The following is a 15959-nucleotide window of genomic DNA, read 5'->3' on the forward strand; positions in this document are numbered from 1 at the left end:
GCGGACAACTCCCGGATCAGTCGGTGGAGTCGAGGAACTCGCCGACGATCCGGAGGTAGAGCTCCTCCTCCTCGACGTGCGGCATGTGGCTCGAGTGCTCGAACATGTGCCAGCGCACATCGGGGATGCGGTCGGCGAAGGGGCGGACGGTCTCGGGGGTCGCCTCGTCGAAGCGTCCGGACACCAGCAGGGTCGGCGCCTCGATCAGGTGCAGCCTGTCGATGACCGACCAGTCCTTGAGGGTGCCGACGACATGGAACTCGTTCGGGCCGTTCATCGTGTGGTAGACGGTCGGATCGGCCGCGATGTTGTCCCAAGTGGCCTGCACCTCGGGCGGGTTGGGCGTCAAGCGGCACACATGGCGGTCGTTGAAGACCTGTTCGGCGGCCCGGTAGTCGGGGTGGTCCGTGGTCCCGGCCGCCTCGTGGGCGTGCAGGGTGTGCTGGACCTCCGCGGGGAGCTCGGCACGCAGTTCGGCGGCTGCCCTGAGCCACAGCTGCATGGACGCGGGCGAGTTGGCGATGACCAGGCCGCGCAGCCCCGGCGGTCGCCGCACCGCGTGCTCGGCGGCGAGCATGCCGCCCCACGACTGCCCGAGCACGTGGTAGCCGTCGGTGATACCCAACTCCTTGAGGAGGTTGTCGAGTTCGTCGAGAAAAAGCTGCACGGTCCAGAAGTCGGCACCCCGGTCGGGCAGATGAGTGGAGTTCCCGGTGCCGAGCTGGTCGTAGTGGATCACGGGACGGCCCTGCCGGGAGATGCCCGCGATGCTGAGGGTGTAGTGGTGACCGGCGCCGGGTCCGCCGTGCAGGACCACCAAGGGTGTCCTGCCCGGTTCGCCCGTGATCCGGTACCAGGTGGAATGGCCGTTGAAGTCGACGGTTCCGGTGTGGTTCGGTTCGGGGATCGCCACGCGAGAGCCTCCCAGACCGGCCGGAACCAGCCGACCGCTGTCTGAAAATCGTTGGGGTGTGACGGATGGATGAGATGGTGGGGCGGTAAAAGGTCAGTCCACAAGACCTTTTAGCTGGGGCAGGGAAAGACGTAACGGCGGGTTCACACGGCCCGTGTTCGTTTACAGGAACGGCGACTTACGGGAGGACAACTGACATCCGCAACCGAACCCGGCGACGAGTTCTCGCGCGTCCTCGACCGTGTGCTGCGCGGAGACGGTCCGGCGGCGTCGCTGCGCCCGGTCCGGATGACCTCGGCGGTCGACGAGGTCACCGACCGGCTGCTCACTGCCATCGCCGTCGGAGACTTCCTGCCCGGTGAACGGCTCCCGGCCGAACGTGAACTCACGGCACTGCTGCACGTCAGCCGCCCCACCGTGCGCGAGGCCGTGGCACGCGTCCATGCCCTGGGCGTCGTCGAGATCCGCCGGGGCCGCAACGGCGGAACGTTCGTCCGTGACAGCTGGACGGAGTCCTCCGGGGCCGCGGTCCGCCGTACGCTGCTGCCCAGGTGGGAGGAGTTCGAGCAACTCTTCGACCTGCGTGGGCTGGTGGAGGGCATGGTGGCCGCCACGGCCGCCCGGCGCCGTCGGCCCGAGGATCTGGAGCCGATGCGCGAGGCGCTGTCCGCGCATCTCTCCGCGAGCACACCCCGCGAGGAGCAGGCCGCCGACAGCGCGTTCCACCGGGCGATCTGCACGGCCACCCGCAATCCGCAGATCGCCCAGCTCAGCCGCGACCTGCTGACCCGGATCAGCCTGGGCTTCCCGGTCGAGCCCTGGGGCAAGGGCGAGCGGTCCCACCATGAGCGGGCCGGTCATGGGCACACGGCGCTGTACGAGGCCATCGCGGCGGGCGAACCCGAGCGCGCCGAGGAGATTGCCCGGGAACACTTCATGATCAGCGCGGAGATGATCCGGGACGTCCTGGCGCGGGTACGGGCGGCTGGGGCTCCCTGAGTACTGGGGGCGAGTTGCTGGGGTTTGGGTGCGGGGGTGCGAGTACCGGGGTTTGGGTGCGGGGGTGCGAGTACCGGGGTTCGGGTGCTGGGGTGCAAGTACCGGGGTCCGAGTACTGGCGTTCGTGCGCTGGGTTCGGGTGCTCGGGTCCGAGCGCCGGGGTTCGGGTGCTGGGGTGCAAGTACCGGGGTCCGAGTACTGGCGTTCGTGCGCTGGGGTTCGGGTGCTCGGGTCCGAGCGCCGGGGGTCGAGTCTCGGGGTTCGAGCGCCGGGGCCGAGGGCCGGGGTCACACCTCCCGGTGGTCGATCCCCAGCAGACTCGCCGCCGCCCCGAAGTCGGCACCGTGGTGACCCACCGCCAGCGACCAGTGGTGTCCGACCCCGGTGGCGCTCCACGCGTCCACCCACTCGCCGGGATCCCGGCCGAAGTCGACCCTGCTCGTGGTGTTGCCGATCTCCAGCAGCGGCCCCGGCACGACCGTGCCCTCGGAGGTGATGAACGACAGACTGCCGTCGGCGTCCTGGCCGAGGCCCAGCAGGGTCACCGGGCCGTGCCGCACGTCGAACTCCACGCTGACTCCCCAGCCGCGCTTGCCGTGATAGACACCGAGGCCGCGCAGCAGTGGATCGCGGGCGCTGAGCGCGAGATGGGCGGGCCCGTCGTGGCCCATCTCCACCACCCGGTCCTCGAAGTTCAGCGCCTGGATCTCCGTGAAGGAGCCCCCGGCGCCGACACTCTGCGAGGCCAACTGAGCGAGACTGGTGCGCAGTTCGAACTCACCGGCCGCGGGCACACCCCGGGCGGTGAGCAGCGAGGCGCCCAGGATCATGCCGGCGCCGAGCCGCTCGTGCTGCTCGCCGTCGAGTCCCCGGTGGTAGTACGCGAGGGTGTCGAGGCCGAAGTCCTCCACCAGCCGGTCGAGGGCCACCGACACGGTCGCGCCCCACGCGAAGTCCTCGTCGACCACGCTGTCGTCGACGGTGAAGATCCGCCGGGCGAGTTCCACCCGCTCCCGGGTCTCCGCCTCCGTCACCTTCTCCACCCGGTGCCGCAGGTCGTCGAACTCCAGCACCTCGACATGCGAGCCGAACGTCGCCGACAGCAGTGTCGGATCGGTCTGCACGTCGAGCATCCCGGGATACACGTGCCCCATCAGCCCGTGCCGGGCGTGCCGGAGCGCGGCCCGGACGTGCGCGGCCCGCACCCACCGCTCGACACGCCGCCACGCCGACTCCTGCCGCAGCCAGCCCGACACCGACCGGAAGGGGATACCGGCCCGTCGGAAGACGTTGCCGACCTCCGGCACCGAGCACTGGGAGCAGTACGCCAGCCAGTCGCCCGTGTCGAAGGAGGCGTGGTCCATCCGCTCGGACGGCTGGAGGTCGACGACCAGCACCGGGGTGTTGGTGCGCTGAGCGATCGGCAGCACCATCGACGAGGTCAGATAGGTCGTCAGGAACAGCACGATCAGATCGCAGTCGGCCCGCCTGAGTTGTTCGGCGGCGGCCGCCCCCTCCTGCGCGTCGGAGACGAACCCGGCGTCCGTCACCTCCGCGTCCAACCGCCCCAGCCGCTCGGCGACATAGGCGGCCGACTCCTTCAACTGGGGCAGCAGCCCCGGGAACTGCGGCCAGTAGGTGCCGAGGCCGCCGGAGACCAGCCCGATCCGCGGGCGGCGGCGGGTCACGGGCGGCAGCAACTCGCCCAGCACGGCCTCCCGTTCACGGGCGTACGTCGTGGTGGTTTCGGTCGTCGCCATGGTCGGCGCTCCTTCGGGATTCGGATCAGGTCTGCGCGACCTCGACGTCCGCCGGAGCGGTGGCGGCCGCGGACGCGCGAGGGACGAGGACGCGCACGATGTAGAGGCCCGCGAACGCCGACAGCGCCATGCAGCCGGTGATCACCCAGAGCAACAGGCTGGGACTCCTGTCGAGCAGCGCGGGCGTGACGAACGCGACGCCCGCGAAGACCCCGCGCGAGACGGCGTAGGTGATCCCCTGCGTGGTGCCCCGGGTGTCCGCGGGCAGCGTCAGCTGCGACCACACCTTGTAGTTGGCCTCGCCCGCGAAGGGATAGGACAGCTGGTAGAGGACGTAGAAGGCGAGGAAGCCGACGATGGCGCCCAGGGTGAGCGTGCCGATCGCGAAGGCCGCGATCTGCACGACCGTGGCGACGTAGAACATCCGGTCGCGGCGGGGACCGTCGGCGATCCGGACGAAGGCGAGCGTCAGCAGCAGGCCGATCGGGAGACAGGCCAGGTTGATGCCGGTGGCCACGCTCTGTGAGGCCCCGCTGACGGTGACCAGCAGATACGTCGTGAACTGGCCCATGGTGTTGGCGCCCAGGCCCCAGGTGACGTAGAAGGCGAAGGTCGCGAGCATGGGTACCAGAGCGGCACGGGTCCAGACGTTCTTCAGCGCGACACCCTGCGGCTCGGCCGGCTTGTCCACCGGGACCTGGTCCTGCTCCGGATCCGGCCCGGTGGCCAGTTCCAGCTTGGAGCGCAGATGCCAGGTGACCAAGGCGGCGACCGCCAGATGGCCTGTGATGAGGCGGGCCCCGAGCATGCCGGTGTCGGACAGGGCGAAGCCGGCGAAGACCACGACGATGATGCCCATCATCCACATGACCTGCGTGAAGGCGATGAGCCGCCCCCGGGCGTGGTCGGGCGCCGCGTCCGAGACCACGGCCAGTGACGTCGGCAGGTCGGCACCGGCCGCGAGACCGGCGAGGAGGACACCCACCAGAAGAGTGATGTCGTCGGGCGCCAGAGTGATGACGACGGCCCCGAGGGCGTAGCAGAGGATGTCCAGGTTGTAGAGACGGCGTCGGCCGAAGACGTCGGCGAGCCGTCCGCCGACCAGGGATCCGACGGCGATGCAGATGGTGACGATCGCGCTGATCGCACCGGCCATCCAGACGCCCATGTCGTAGGCGTCGCGGTAGATGGCCAGGTTGACGCCGATGCTCACGATGAGTGCGGCATCGAGGTAGGACGCCATGCCGGAGAGGGTCGCGACCTTCCACAGGCGCTTCTCGATGGGCGGTTCCGGCTGGTTCGGGGCAGGCGAAATTCGGGCCATGATGCGGCTCCGTCTGGGGAGAGAGGGTCCGAGCGGAGGGGGACGTCGCTGTTCTCGGCCGATGTCCAGCGACTATAGGAGGGTAAAAACGTTCCAACAAGACGTCATGCGGCCATCCGTGGAAACGACCTGACGGCCCCGCAGCTCTGGTGGGTGCCGTGGGGGTGTCCTACGGTGAGGCGGACGTAAATCGTTTTTGATCCGTGAGAGTGTCCGGGCCGTACTCGGAAGGACCCATCCGTGATCTCTCCAGCCCTGCACCGACTGTTCGACAACCCGCCCCGGGACTTCGGCCCCACCCCGCTGTGGTGGTGGTCCGGCGCGAAGGTCACCCGTGACCGGCTGGCCTGGCAGCTGCGCCGGTTCGCGGACGGCGGCGTCCACAACCTCGTGGTGATCAACCTGGCACCGGCCGGTCCTACCTTCGGCGCCCGGACCGACGACCCGGTGTGGTTCGGCGAGGAGTGGTGGGCCCGCTTCACGGACGCCTGCGAGCTCGCCGGGGACCTGGGCACGCGCCTGTGGTTCTACGACCAGATCGGCTTCTCCGGCGCCAACGTCCAGGGGAGCATCACCCGACGGCACCCCGAGGCGGCGGGCCGCGCCCTGCGCTCGCGCCGGGCGGTGGTCGCGGGCGGCACGGTCACGCTGCAGGGCACGGAGACCCTGCTGGGGGCCTACGACAGCTCGGGCGCACGCCTGCCGGTCACCGGCCCGGCGCGCGTCGAGGCCCCCGACGGCACCGAGGTGCGCCTGGTCCTCGCCGCCCCCACGGCCTTCGACTATCTGAACCCCGCGGCCGTCGGTCTCCTGTTCGACGCCGTCCACCGCGAGTACGACCGTCGCGTACCCGAGTACCTGGGCAACGTCATCGCCGGCAGCTTCCAGGACGAGCTGCCCGCCACCAACTCCTGGACCGGCCGCTTCCCCGACGAGTTCCGGGCCCGGCGCGGCTACGACCTCCTCGACCACCTCCCCGCCCTGTTCGGCGAGCGCGGCCGCGACACCACCCGGGCCCGGAAGATCCGCGCCGACTACTACGCCGTCCGTGCCGAACTCACCGAGGAGGCCCTCTTCCGCCCCCTCGCCGCCTGGCACGAGGAGCGCGGCCTGCTCCTGGGCTGCGACCAGAGCCACCCCGCCCGCTCCGGCTTCCCGGCCCAGTCGACGCAGCTCTACACGGACTACTTCCGCACCCACCGCTGGTACAGCGCCGCCGGCAGCGACCACCACGGCGACGCCAAGGTCCACTCCTCGATGGCCCACCTCTACGGCCACGAACGCGTCTGGATCGAGTCGTTCCACTCCTCCGGCTGGGGCGGCACCCTGGAGGAGACCTACGACTGGCTGCTGCCGTTCCTGCGCAGCGGCGCCAACCTGTACAACCCGCACGCCAGTTACTTCGGCACCGCGGGCGGCTGGTTCGAGTGGGCGCCGCCGTCCACCGACTGGCGCCAGCCCTACTGGCGGCAGTACCCCGCCTTCTCCCGGGCCGTCGCCCGGATCTGCTCGATCCTGTCCTGGGGCACCTACAGCGCCGACGTCGCGGTCCTGCATCCCACCGCCACCATGCAGTCCCTCATCCCCCTGGACGCCCCCGTCCAGCACTTCGGCGACGGCCGCCTCGGCGAGGCCCACGCCGACGTCGACGAGACCCAGCGCCACTACCTGGAGCTGTGCGGCACCAACAACTGGCTCCGGCCCGCTGTCGGCGCCCTCGACCGCCACCGTGTCTCCTTCGACGTCATCGACGACGCCTCCGTGCAGGGCGCCAAGGCCGGCGACGGGGCCCTGCGCGTCAGGGACCTGGCGTACACCGCGGTCCTGCTGCCCTCGGCGAGCGTCCTGGAGGACGAGACGGCCCGACGGCTGGCCGAACTCCTCGACGCCGGAGGACGGGTCGTGGTCGTCGGCCGCCCGCCCGCACAGGCGGCGGGGCTCGCCGGTGACGACTCCGTCGTAGCCGCGCTGCTGGACCATCCCCGATTGGAGCGGGTGACCGACGCCGAGGCCGGTGCGGCGGCGGTGGCCGGCGCCGCCGGGTACGCGACGGGGGAGGTGCCGCTGCTGGTCAGGAGGAAGGGTGACGAGGCGGTCGCGCTGGTCACGGGGGCGTTCCCCGACGCCCGTACGCATCCGCCGGGGGACCACCATGAGATCGACCCCTCACGCTACGCCCGCGCCTCCTCCGTCACCGTGCGGGCCGCGGTCGCCGAGGCCGAGATCTGGAACCCGGCGACCGGAACGCGCCGCCCGGGACGCGTCACCGTCACCGACGGCGTCTCTACCATCGAGGTGCCGCTGGAAGGCGCTCCCGCCGCCCTCGTCGTATGGCGCGAAGGCCGTCCGGCGGGCACCGCGCCCCCGCCCCCCACGGAGCCGGCCGAGTCCATCGACCTGTCGACCGGCTGGGAGGGCCGCCTCGCTCCCACCCTGGACAACACCTGGGGCGACCTGGCCCTGCCCCCCGGAGCCCCCCTCGCCGAACCGCAGATCTGGACCATGCGGTGGACCGAGACCGAGGACTCCTGGGAGCCGGTGCGGGCGACCTACGGCAACCGCGTCCGCGTCCTGCCACCCGTGCCCTCCGCACAGGCACCGGCGCCTCTGGACCGTGCCGCTGTCGAGCAAGTCCTTGCGGGGGAGCGAGAGTTGGCTCCCGGCGACTGGGGTGTCTCGCTGTACTCGTCGAGTCGTGGCCTCCCGGACCCGGACGGTCTGCTCGGCAACAAGGGCCTGGTGCCCGAGGAGTTCGTACGCGTCCCGGTGCCCGTGAGCGGGACGGTCGCCCGGGTCAGGGCCGTCATGGAGACCGACCACCGAGGCCCCGCCGACCTGCATGTCGGCGCCGCGGCGGTCAAACGCGTGTGGTGGAACGGCAGTCTGCTGGAGACGGGCGGCGGCTATCTGGCGTCGGCCCGGGTGGAGGTCGAACAGGCCCGCAACGTGCTGGAGTACGAACTGTCCGATGCGCAGGACCGGCCGCAGACCATCTCGGGCGCCGTCGGCACCCCGCTGGGCAGCTACTTCTGCCTCTCCCGCCCCGACGCGTTCGCGCCGCGCCCGCTGTTCATGCGCCTGCCCGACGGGGTGCGGCCGGACGGCAGCGTGACCTACCGCGGCCGTATCACCGCTCCGGGCCGGGGAGCGGCGGGCGTTCTCGTCGTGGGCGCCGCGGTGGGCGTGACCGTCCTGCTCGACGGAGCCGTCGTGGCACGGCAGGAGAAGGTGGAGTACTACGAGTCCGACTGGGGCGCGGTACCGATGTTCTTCCGTCACGAACTGACGCTGGGCGGCGGCGATCACGTCCTCGACCTCGTGGCCGACAGCGTCGATGCCCGGGACGGGATCTACGTCGACCTCGTGGCGGACACGTCCGCCCTGGTCAGCGGTCCGGGTTGGGAAGCCCGGACGGGGGAGTGGCACGGTCGCACCGTCGAACACGAGGGCCGCTGGGGGGAGTTGCAGCACTGCGGCGCCGGGGTACGGCCGCACCCGCTGCCCGAGGCCGAGTGGCTGGCCGGCGCCCCGGTGCTCGGCGCCCCCGTACTGCCGCTGCGGTCCACCGACGATCTCCGGGAGGCCGGGCAGCGCTTCCGGTTCACCCTGCCGGCGGGGACCATGTCACTCGACCTGCCCCTGGAGCTTCCCGCGCGCGTGAGGATCGACGGCGGCCCTGAACTTGCCCTCGAAGGGCAAGAGTTGACGCTGGGGCAACCGCTCGGCAAGGCGGCTGAGTGCGAAGTCGTCACCGCCCCCACGGCCGTTCTGCGCGGTGGCTCCGCCTGGCGCGGACCGGTACGGGTGCGCAAGGTACCGGCGCCCCTGCCGCTGGGGGAGTGGGGCGAGCTGGGTCTGGGCGGCTGGAGCGGGGGGGTGACCTACGCGCGGACGCTGGAGGTACCGGCCGGGCCCGACCCGGTGCTGGACCTGGGACGGGTGCGCGGCAGCGTCGAGGTCCGTGTCGACGGTGTGTCCGCCGGCGAGGCGTTCTGCGCGCCATACCGCTTCGAGTTGCGCGGCACCGCCGGACGTACCGTTCGTCTCGAGGTGACCGTCCACAACACCCTGGCCCCGTATCTCGCCGAGGCCACGCCGACCGCCTGGGCCTTCCCCTCCCAGCTTCCCTCGGGACTGCTGGGGCCGGTGAGGCTAGAAAGGCGCGTCTGAGGACGCCCGCGTGGAGTCCCGCAGGACCAGCCCCGGTGCGAACACCCTTGCCTCGTGGGCGTGTTCCGCGCGGGCCTCCACCTCGTCAAGGAGCATCTCGACGGCCGCCCGGCCGAGTTCCTCGACCGGCTGGCGGACCGTCGTCAGGGTCGTGCCCACGAAGCTCGCGATGTCCAGGTCGCCGTAACCGACCACCTGCACGTCCTCCGGGACCTTCACACCGCGCTCGCCCAGCGCCCGGCACAGCCCCGCCGCCAGGAAGTCGTTGGTGCAGAACACCCCGTCGGGCAGCTCGTCGAGACGGTGGGCGACCTCGCTGCCGTACGCCACCGTCATCTCCTCGGCGACGACCTGGCCGAGGCGGGCCTCGCGCCGGGTGCGTACGGCCTGGCGGGCACCCTGGTAGCGGTCGGCGCACTGACGGATCGTGCGCTCACCGTTCACCACCAGGATGTCGCGCGCCCCGCGGTCGAGGAGGTGCTGCACGGCGATGCGGCCACCGGCGATGTCGTCGACGGAGACCGAACAGCCTTCCTGGGCGGGCATCGCACGGTCCGCCAGCACGAGCGGGATGCCGCGCTCGCGCATCCGCGACAGCCGGGTGGGGTCGGCGCTGAGCGGCACCACCACCGCGCCGACCGCTCGCTGTTCGATGAGCATGGTGAAGTAGCCCTGCTCCCGCTCCGGCGCGTCCCCGCTGTCGCACAGCACGAGGGAGTAGCCGTGTTCGTACGCCGCGTCCGCGGCGCCGCGCGCGATGCGGGAGTAGAAGGAGTTGGCGACGTCCGGCAGCACCAGGCCGATCGACGACGAGTGCCCGGTGCGCAGACCGGCAGCTCCCGGATGGGGCACGTAGTCCAGTGCGGCGACGGCGTCGCGGACCCGCTCGGCGGTGCGGGCGTTGACCCGCTCGGGCCGGTTCAGGACGTTCGACACCGTGGAGACCGAGACCCCGGCGGCGGCCGCGACGTCCTGGATACGGGCGGGGCGAACCGAAATGGCGTCCACCCCCTCGCTGTTCCACACGGGCGACGCAAGTCTACCCCGGCCGTGGATAAAACGTTTTCCGCAGCAGAGGTCGAGGAGTCCTGGGAGTTCAGCGATGGTGGCCTCGGCTGAGCCGCATCGAAAAACCGGGGAACCTGCACACCGTTCACCGCTCGGGCACGCGGAAACTGATCGGTGGTCATGGCCGCACCGGGGGAGGGCTTTTTGGTGGGGGAGTGTCCGTCTTCGGCACCGCGCCGCGGTGAGCGGTCAGGCGCCGCGGCAGCACATCCTGTGAAGGAACACCGTGGGGCGCCTCCGGCTGACTGGCCGTGTCCATGCCCGGCGTGCTTCCATCCGGTGTCCCCCCTCCCTCCTTGAGGATTGCTCATGCGAAAGGAACCGCGCGCCATGAACGTCACCCCCCACATCGAGGCCGCCGAGCTCAACGACGCCGACCTGGACAACGTCTCCGGTGGCGTCGCCGCCGCGACCACTGCCGGTCTCCACCTCCAGGTGGCGCACCTCGAGGTCTGCGCCGACGCCGGCGTCGGCGTGTCCGCCGAGGGTGTGGCGCTCGGTGTCAACGCGCACGTCGGCGTGAACTGACCGCACGCCTGCCGCGGGCCCCGGATCCGAGGATCCGGGGCCCGTCGTGTTCCTCGACGGCGTCAGCGGGCGAGGGAGACGGCGAAGGGCTGGAAGCCGTGCCGGCGCAGGATGTGGGGCACCAGCAGGATCATGGCCTCGGTGGCGCGGGCCGTGGTGATGTCTCCGAGGTCCTCGATCCGGTCGGGCTGCCAGCCCATGTCGCCGAGCAGGCCGGTGACCGTCTTCTTCGCCTGCTCGTCGTCGCCCGAGACGTAGACGGTCGGCGGGGTGGCCAGGGTTTCGGGGGCGGTCATGACCGTGAACAGCATGGTGTTGAGGGTCTTGACCACCCGGGTGTCGGGCAGGGCCTCCTGAAGGTGCTCGGCGAGGCTGCTGCCGGGGTAGCAGAGGTCCCCGGGCAGGCCGTCTTCGGCGTCGTGGGTCGCGTTGGAGACGTCTACGAGGATCTTGTCGGCGAGTTCGGCGCGCAGGCCGGTGAGGCGGTCCAGCGCGCTGTCGCCGGGCGTCGCGTTGATCACGATGTCAGTGGTGCGGGCGGTGGTGCGCTGGTCGGCGAAGGTGACGCGGGGGTGGACGCCCTCGGTGGGCGCCACGGCCTCGTTCTCCTCGCTTCGGCGGCCGAGGGTGACATGGTGTCCGCCCGCGGCGAGCTTCTGGGCGAGGTTGCGGCCGACGCGGCCGGCGCCCAGGATGCCGATGCTGGTCATGAGGTGATGCTCCTTGCGATGTCGGGCGGGAAGAACGGGGCGGTCCGCTTCACGGTCAGACGATCGAGGAAAGGACCTTGTGGGCGGCCGCGTGGACGCCGGGAGCGGCGGCCAGGAAGTCCCGGCTGCCCGTGGTCCAGGGCTCGCCCGCCAGGTCGGTGACGACGCCCCCGGCCTCGGAGACCAGCAGGGCACCGGCGACCAGGCCGGAGCGGACGTCGGAGAACTGCCAGAACGCGTCCATGCGTCCCGCGGCGACGTGGATGAGCTGCATCGTGGCGGGGACGGACACGCGCACGACGAGTCCGTCGGTGAGCATGGTGGCGACCGACTCGCCGATCCGCCGGAAGGTGTCCTTGTCCTCGCCGGGCTTGGCCTGGCCGGTGCCGACGAGTGAGGCGCCCAGGTCGGTCTTGGCGGACACCTTCAACGGCAGGCCGTTGAGACGGGCGCCGCCGGCGGCGACGGCGGTGTAGGTGTCGCCGGTCAGCGGCAGGTGGACGACGGTGAGCACCGGCCGGTTGTCGCTGACCAGGGTGGCGGTGACGGCCCAGTCGGGCATGCCGTGGACGTGGTTGATGTTGCCCTCGGCCGGGTCGACGACCCACCACTCCCCGGGCGGGAGCGCGCCGCCGGCCAGCTCGTCCTCGGCCCACTGCGAACCCGGCCGGGCCCGCAGCAGCGGCTCCCGCAGCACCTCCAGCACCGCGTCGTCGTTGGCGTCGATCTCCTCGACGATCCCGCTCAGGCTCACTCCCCGGGCGTGCGGGGTGTACCGGTCGAGCAGGACGACGCCGGCGGCCTCGACGGCGGCGGTCACGTCGGACAGCAGCGGCGTGTCGGCGGCGAAAGGCATGGCTGTGCTCATGGCGGACTCCTCAGGGGTTTCGGTCGAGTGCGGTCTCGGCTTGTCCCGCACCCGCTCTTCGAAGGTAGGCCCCCTCACCATTAACAACAAGTGCATGCTGATCACTCGTAGAGTTACTCTCATGCAACTGGATCTGAACCTGCTCACGGCCCTGGACGCACTGCTGGAAGAGGGCAGCGTCACCGGCGCCGCAGAACGCCTCCACGTCACCGCGCCGGCCATGAGCCGCAGCCTGGGTCGCATCCGCAAGGCCACCGGCGACCAGATCCTGGTCCGCACCGGTCGCACCATGGTCCCCACGCCCCGCGCGCTGGCCATCCGCACCCAGGTCCACGCCCTGGTGCAGCAGGCTCACGAACTGCTCTCCGCGCGGCAGGAGTTGGACCTGGCCACCTTGGAGCGGGTGTTCACCGTGCGCTGGCACGACGCCCTGACCGCCGCCTGCGGCACGGCCCTGATCGCCGCCGTCCACCGACAGGCCCCCGGCGTCCAGCTGCGGCTGCCCGCCGAACCCGGCACGGACAGCCCCGAGTTGCGCCGGGGCGAGGTCGACCTCGAATCCAGCTCCAGCACGCCGAAGCCAGCCGACGTCCGGCACCGCCTCGTCGGCAGGGACCGGCTGGTCGTCACCGTCCGCCCGGGCCACCCGCTCACCGAGGGCCCGTTGGACATCGAGCGGTACGCGGCCGCCGAACACGTCACCGTCTCGCGCCGCGGACGCCTGAGCGACCCCATCGACGACGCCCTGACCCGGCACGGCCAAAGACGCGGCGTCGTCTCCGCCACGCCCGCTGCCGCGATCGCGCTGCAGCTCGCCCACGACACCGATCTGGTGGCCACCGTGCCCGACGCGGTCACCCGCACGGCCCGCGAGCGACTCGGCCTGGTCACCCTTCCGCTGCCGCTCCCGATGCCGGCCGTCCCGCTGTACCTGCTGTGGCACCAGCGCCACGACACCGACCGCGCCCACACCTGGCTGCTCGACCTGGCCACCGAAACCATCCAGGACCTGTTCACCGCACCGGCCGAGTCCTGACGGGCGAGCCGGGTTCCCACGGGACGGTGGGTGCCATGCTGGCAGTCCCGGAGCGTTTCAGGAGGCCTCATGCAGGAGCAGCCGTCCCTTCTCGCCGCGCTGGTGTCCGCCCTCAGAGCCGGTTCGATCGAGGTCGTCGATCTCACCTCGCCGCTGTCGTCGGCCACGCCGGTGATCCAGCTGCCGCCGGAGTTCGGCCAGACCGCGACCTTCGAGCTGGAGGAGATCAGCCGGTACGACGACCGTGGACCGGCCTGGTACTGGAACAATTTCCGCAGCGGCGAGCACACCGGCACCCACTTCGACGCCCCGAACCACTGGGTGACCGGAAGGGACCTCACCGACGTGGCGTCCGTCCCGCCGCGGCGGCTGATCGCCCCCGCCGCCGTACTGGACTTCACCGCCGAGGCGGCCAAGGACCCCGACTTCCTCGTGGAGGTGGACCACGTCAAAGCCTGGGAGGAGCACAACGGACCGCTGCCGGAAGGGGGTTGGCTGTTCCTGCGCACCGGCTGGGACACCCGCGCGCACTCCCAGGAGGCCTTCCTGAACGCCGACGACAACGGCCCCCACACCCCCGGCCTGTCCCCGGAGTGCGCCCGCTGGGTGGCCGAGGAGTCGCCCGTGATCGGCCTCGGTGTGGAGACCGTCGGTACGGACGCCGGGCGCGGGCACTCCTTCGAGCCAGCCTTCCCCTGCCACTCCTATCTGATGGGCAGCGACAAGTACGGCCTCACCCAGCTGCAGAACCTCGCCGCGCTGCCCGCCACCGGCAGTGTCGTCGTCGCGGGAGCGCTGCCGATCGTCGCGGGCTCCGGCTCACCCGCGCGCGTGCTGGCGCTGGTGGAGCGGTCATGAAGGTCGCGGAGGCCGTCGGACGGGCCCTGCACGCCGCCGGGGTCGAGCAGGTCTTCGGCGTCGTCGGATCCGGGAACTTCCATCTGACCAACGCCCTGGTCGCGGCCGGCGCCCGCTTCGTCGCCGCGCGCCACGAGGGCGGTGCGGCGACGATGGCCGACGCGTACGCGCGCGTGAGCGGCACGGTGGCCGCCGTCAGCGTCCACCAGGGGCCCGGGCTGACCAACGCGCTGACGGGGATCGCCGAGGCCGCCAAGAGCCGCACACCGCTCGTGGTGCTCGCGGCCGAGGTCACCCGGCCCACCTCCAACTTCTACGTCGACCAGGACGCGCTGGGTGCGGCGGTGGGCGCGCTGCCGATGCGGATCACCTCGGCCGAGGACGCCGTGGAACAGGCGTGCGCGGCAGTGCGGCGGGCTGTGCACGAGCGGCGCACGGTGCTTCTCAACCTCCCTCTGGAAGTGCAGGCGTTGGACGCACCCGACGGGGCCCTCGCCGAGGCGGCACCGCCGCCGCGCCGACCGGCTGTCGAACCCTCCGCGTCCGAAGTGGCGGCCCTGGCGCAGGTGTTGGAGCAGGCCCGGCGACCGGTCTTCGTGGCAGGGCGCGGCTCACGCTCACCCGCCGCCCGGGACGCCCTCGAAGCGCTCGCCGAGCGCTGCGGCGCCCTGCTGGCGACCTCGGCCGTGGCGCGCGGCCTGTTCCACGACAACCCCTGGTCGCTCGACGTGTCCGGAGGCTTCGCGTCCCCCCTGGCGGCCGAACTCATCTGTGGCGCCGACGTGATCGTCGGCTGGGGCTGCGCACTGAACATGTGGACCACGCGGCACGGCGCCCTGATCGGCGCCGACACGACCGTGGTGCAGGTCGACGACGACCCCTCGGCACTCGGCGCGCACCGGGAGCTGCGTCTCGGCGTCACCGGCGACGTCGAGCTCACCGCCCGGCACGTCCTGGCGGCCGGCGGCGGAAAACGCCAGGGCAGCCGTACCCCCGACATCGCCGAGGCCATCGCCACGCGCGTGCGCTGGCGCGACGTGCCGTACGACGACACGAGCACCCGCGACCGGATCGACCCCCGCACCCTCAGCATCGCGCTCGACGACATCCTCCCCGCGGAGCGGGTGATCGGCGTCGACTCCGGCAACTTCATGGGCCACCCGAGCATGTTCCTGTCGGTGCCCGACCAGGACGGCTTCTGCTTCACCCAGGCCTACCAGTCGATCGGCCTCGGCCTCGCCACCGCGATCGGCGCCGCCCTGGCCCGCCCCGACCGGCTGCCGGTGGCCGGGCTCGGCGACGGCGGCGCGCTGATGGGCGCCGCCGACCTCGACACCGTACGGCGGCTCGGGCTCCCCATGGTCGTCGTCGTGTACAACGACGACGCCTACGGAGCGGAGGTGCACCACTTCGGCCCCGGCCGACACCCGCTCGGCACGGTCGAGTTCCCGCCGACCGACATCGCGGCCGTGGCCCGCGGCTACGGCTTCGACGCGGTGACCGTGCGCACGCGGACGGATCTGAAGGCGGTGGAGGACTGGGTCGCCGGCCCACGGACCGCCCCGCTGCTGATCGACGCCAAGGTGGTGCGGGACCGCGGGGCCTGGTGGCTGGAGGAGGCGTTCCGCGGGCACTAGTGCTGCCCCGCGCAAGTTCGTGGAGGGGACTGGAGGCCTAGGAGCACACTGAAGATCTTGAAATCGCGCCCGACTTGCACCATTACAG

The 15959-nt window shown here is 71.6% G+C and carries 12 protein-coding genes; 6 read left to right on the forward strand and 6 right to left on the reverse strand.

Annotated elements, in window-relative coordinates; all coding sequences use genetic code 11:
• Nucleotides 1-16: 16 nt before the first annotated feature.
• Nucleotides 17-913: a proline iminopeptidase-family hydrolase gene (locus tag ABZT06_RS35270; RefSeq protein WP_355750510.1), complete on the reverse strand. Its 897-nt coding sequence runs from the start codon at nt 911-913 to the stop codon at nt 17-19.
• 243 nt (nt 914-1156) lie between these two features.
• On the opposite strand from ABZT06_RS35270, the gene ABZT06_RS35275 reads away from it, so the two are divergent.
• Nucleotides 1157-1912 carry an FCD domain-containing protein gene (locus ABZT06_RS35275; protein ID WP_355750513.1) on the forward strand — a complete coding sequence of 252 codons (756 nt, stop codon included), beginning with the start codon at nt 1157-1159 and terminating at the stop codon, nt 1910-1912.
• Nucleotides 1913-2199: 287 nt separating this feature from the next.
• Here the strand turns inward: ABZT06_RS35275 and ABZT06_RS35280 are convergent, their stop codons facing one another.
• Both ABZT06_RS35280 and ABZT06_RS35285 read right to left on the reverse strand, forming a co-directional pair.
• Nucleotides 2200-3672 carry an L-fucose/L-arabinose isomerase family protein gene (locus ABZT06_RS35280; protein WP_355750516.1) on the reverse strand — a complete coding sequence of 491 codons (1473 nt, stop codon included), beginning with the start codon at nt 3670-3672 and terminating at the stop codon, nt 2200-2202.
• Between the two features lie 25 nt (nt 3673-3697).
• Nucleotides 3698-4996, reverse strand: coding sequence for an MFS transporter (locus ABZT06_RS35285; protein ID WP_355750519.1), 1299 nt, complete (start codon nt 4994-4996; stop codon nt 3698-3700).
• 240 nt (nt 4997-5236) lie between these two features.
• On the opposite strand from ABZT06_RS35285, the gene ABZT06_RS35290 reads away from it, so the two are divergent.
• Nucleotides 5237-9166, forward strand: coding sequence for a glycosyl hydrolase (locus ABZT06_RS35290; protein WP_355750522.1), 3930 nt, complete (start codon nt 5237-5239; stop codon nt 9164-9166).
• Here ABZT06_RS35290 and ABZT06_RS35295 read toward each other — a convergent pair.
• Nucleotides 9149-10174 (reverse strand): LacI family DNA-binding transcriptional regulator, encoded by a 1026-nt coding sequence (locus tag ABZT06_RS35295; RefSeq protein WP_355750550.1) that lies wholly within the window; start codon nt 10172-10174, stop codon nt 9149-9151. The two genes, ABZT06_RS35290 and ABZT06_RS35295, sit on opposite strands and share 18 nt — an antisense overlap.
• A gap of 390 nt (nt 10175-10564) precedes the next feature.
• On the opposite strand from ABZT06_RS35295, the gene ABZT06_RS35300 reads away from it, so the two are divergent.
• On the forward strand, nt 10565-10762 hold the full coding sequence (locus ABZT06_RS35300; protein ID WP_355750525.1) for a hypothetical protein: 198 nt from the start codon (nt 10565-10567) through the stop codon (nt 10760-10762).
• Between the two features lie 62 nt (nt 10763-10824).
• Here ABZT06_RS35300 and ABZT06_RS35305 read toward each other — a convergent pair whose 3' ends face one another.
• Nucleotides 10825-11472: an NAD(P)-binding domain-containing protein gene (locus ABZT06_RS35305; protein WP_355750527.1), complete on the reverse strand. Its 648-nt coding sequence runs from the start codon at nt 11470-11472 to the stop codon at nt 10825-10827.
• Between the two features lie 55 nt (nt 11473-11527).
• On the reverse strand, nt 11528-12340 hold the full coding sequence (locus tag ABZT06_RS35310; protein WP_355750530.1) for an inositol monophosphatase: 813 nt from the start codon (nt 12338-12340) through the stop codon (nt 11528-11530).
• Between the two features lie 121 nt (nt 12341-12461).
• Here ABZT06_RS35310 and ABZT06_RS35315 point away from each other — a divergent pair, with 121 nt between their 5' ends.
• The 3 genes from ABZT06_RS35315 to ABZT06_RS35325 all read left to right on the forward strand — a co-directional run bounded on the left by ABZT06_RS35315 (nt 12462) and on the right by ABZT06_RS35325 (nt 15871).
• Nucleotides 12462-13376: a LysR family transcriptional regulator gene (locus ABZT06_RS35315; RefSeq protein WP_355750533.1), complete on the forward strand. Its 915-nt coding sequence runs from the start codon at nt 12462-12464 to the stop codon at nt 13374-13376.
• Between the two features lie 69 nt (nt 13377-13445).
• Nucleotides 13446-14234, forward strand: coding sequence for a cyclase family protein (locus tag ABZT06_RS35320; protein WP_355750536.1), 789 nt, complete (start codon nt 13446-13448; stop codon nt 14232-14234).
• Entirely contained in the window at nt 14231-15871 is a 1641-nt protein-coding gene (locus ABZT06_RS35325) for a thiamine pyrophosphate-binding protein (RefSeq protein ID WP_355750539.1), read from the forward strand. Before ABZT06_RS35320 ends, ABZT06_RS35325 begins: the two co-directional genes overlap by 4 nt.
• Nucleotides 15872-15959 lie beyond the last annotated feature (88 nt).

Source organism: Streptomyces sp. NPDC005483, assembly GCF_040606035.1.
GTDB lineage: Bacteria > Actinomycetota > Actinomycetes > Streptomycetales > Streptomycetaceae > Streptomyces.

What these genes read in the sequence shown, in the direction of transcription:
- ABZT06_RS35305 (WP_355750527.1), bottom strand. Translation starts at nt 11,472, where the DNA reads ATGACCAGCATCGGCATCCTGGGCGCCGGCCGCGTCGGCCGCAACCTC.
- ABZT06_RS35285 (WP_355750519.1), bottom strand. Translation starts at nt 4,996, where the DNA reads ATGGCCCGAATTTCGCCTGCCCCGAACCAGCCGGAACCGCCCATCGAG.
- ABZT06_RS35310 (WP_355750530.1), bottom strand. Translation starts at nt 12,340, where the DNA reads ATGAGCACAGCCATGCCTTTCGCCGCCGACACGCCGCTGCTGTCCGAC.
- ABZT06_RS35315 (WP_355750533.1), top strand. Translation starts at nt 12,462, where the DNA reads ATGCAACTGGATCTGAACCTGCTCACGGCCCTGGACGCACTGCTGGAA.
- ABZT06_RS35320 (WP_355750536.1), top strand. Translation starts at nt 13,446, where the DNA reads ATGCAGGAGCAGCCGTCCCTTCTCGCCGCGCTGGTGTCCGCCCTCAGA.
- ABZT06_RS35280 (WP_355750516.1), bottom strand. Translation starts at nt 3,672, where the DNA reads ATGGCGACGACCGAAACCACCACGACGTACGCCCGTGAACGGGAGGCC.
- ABZT06_RS35325 (WP_355750539.1), top strand. Translation starts at nt 14,231, where the DNA reads ATGAAGGTCGCGGAGGCCGTCGGACGGGCCCTGCACGCCGCCGGGGTC.
- ABZT06_RS35300 (WP_355750525.1), top strand. Translation starts at nt 10,565, where the DNA reads ATGAACGTCACCCCCCACATCGAGGCCGCCGAGCTCAACGACGCCGAC.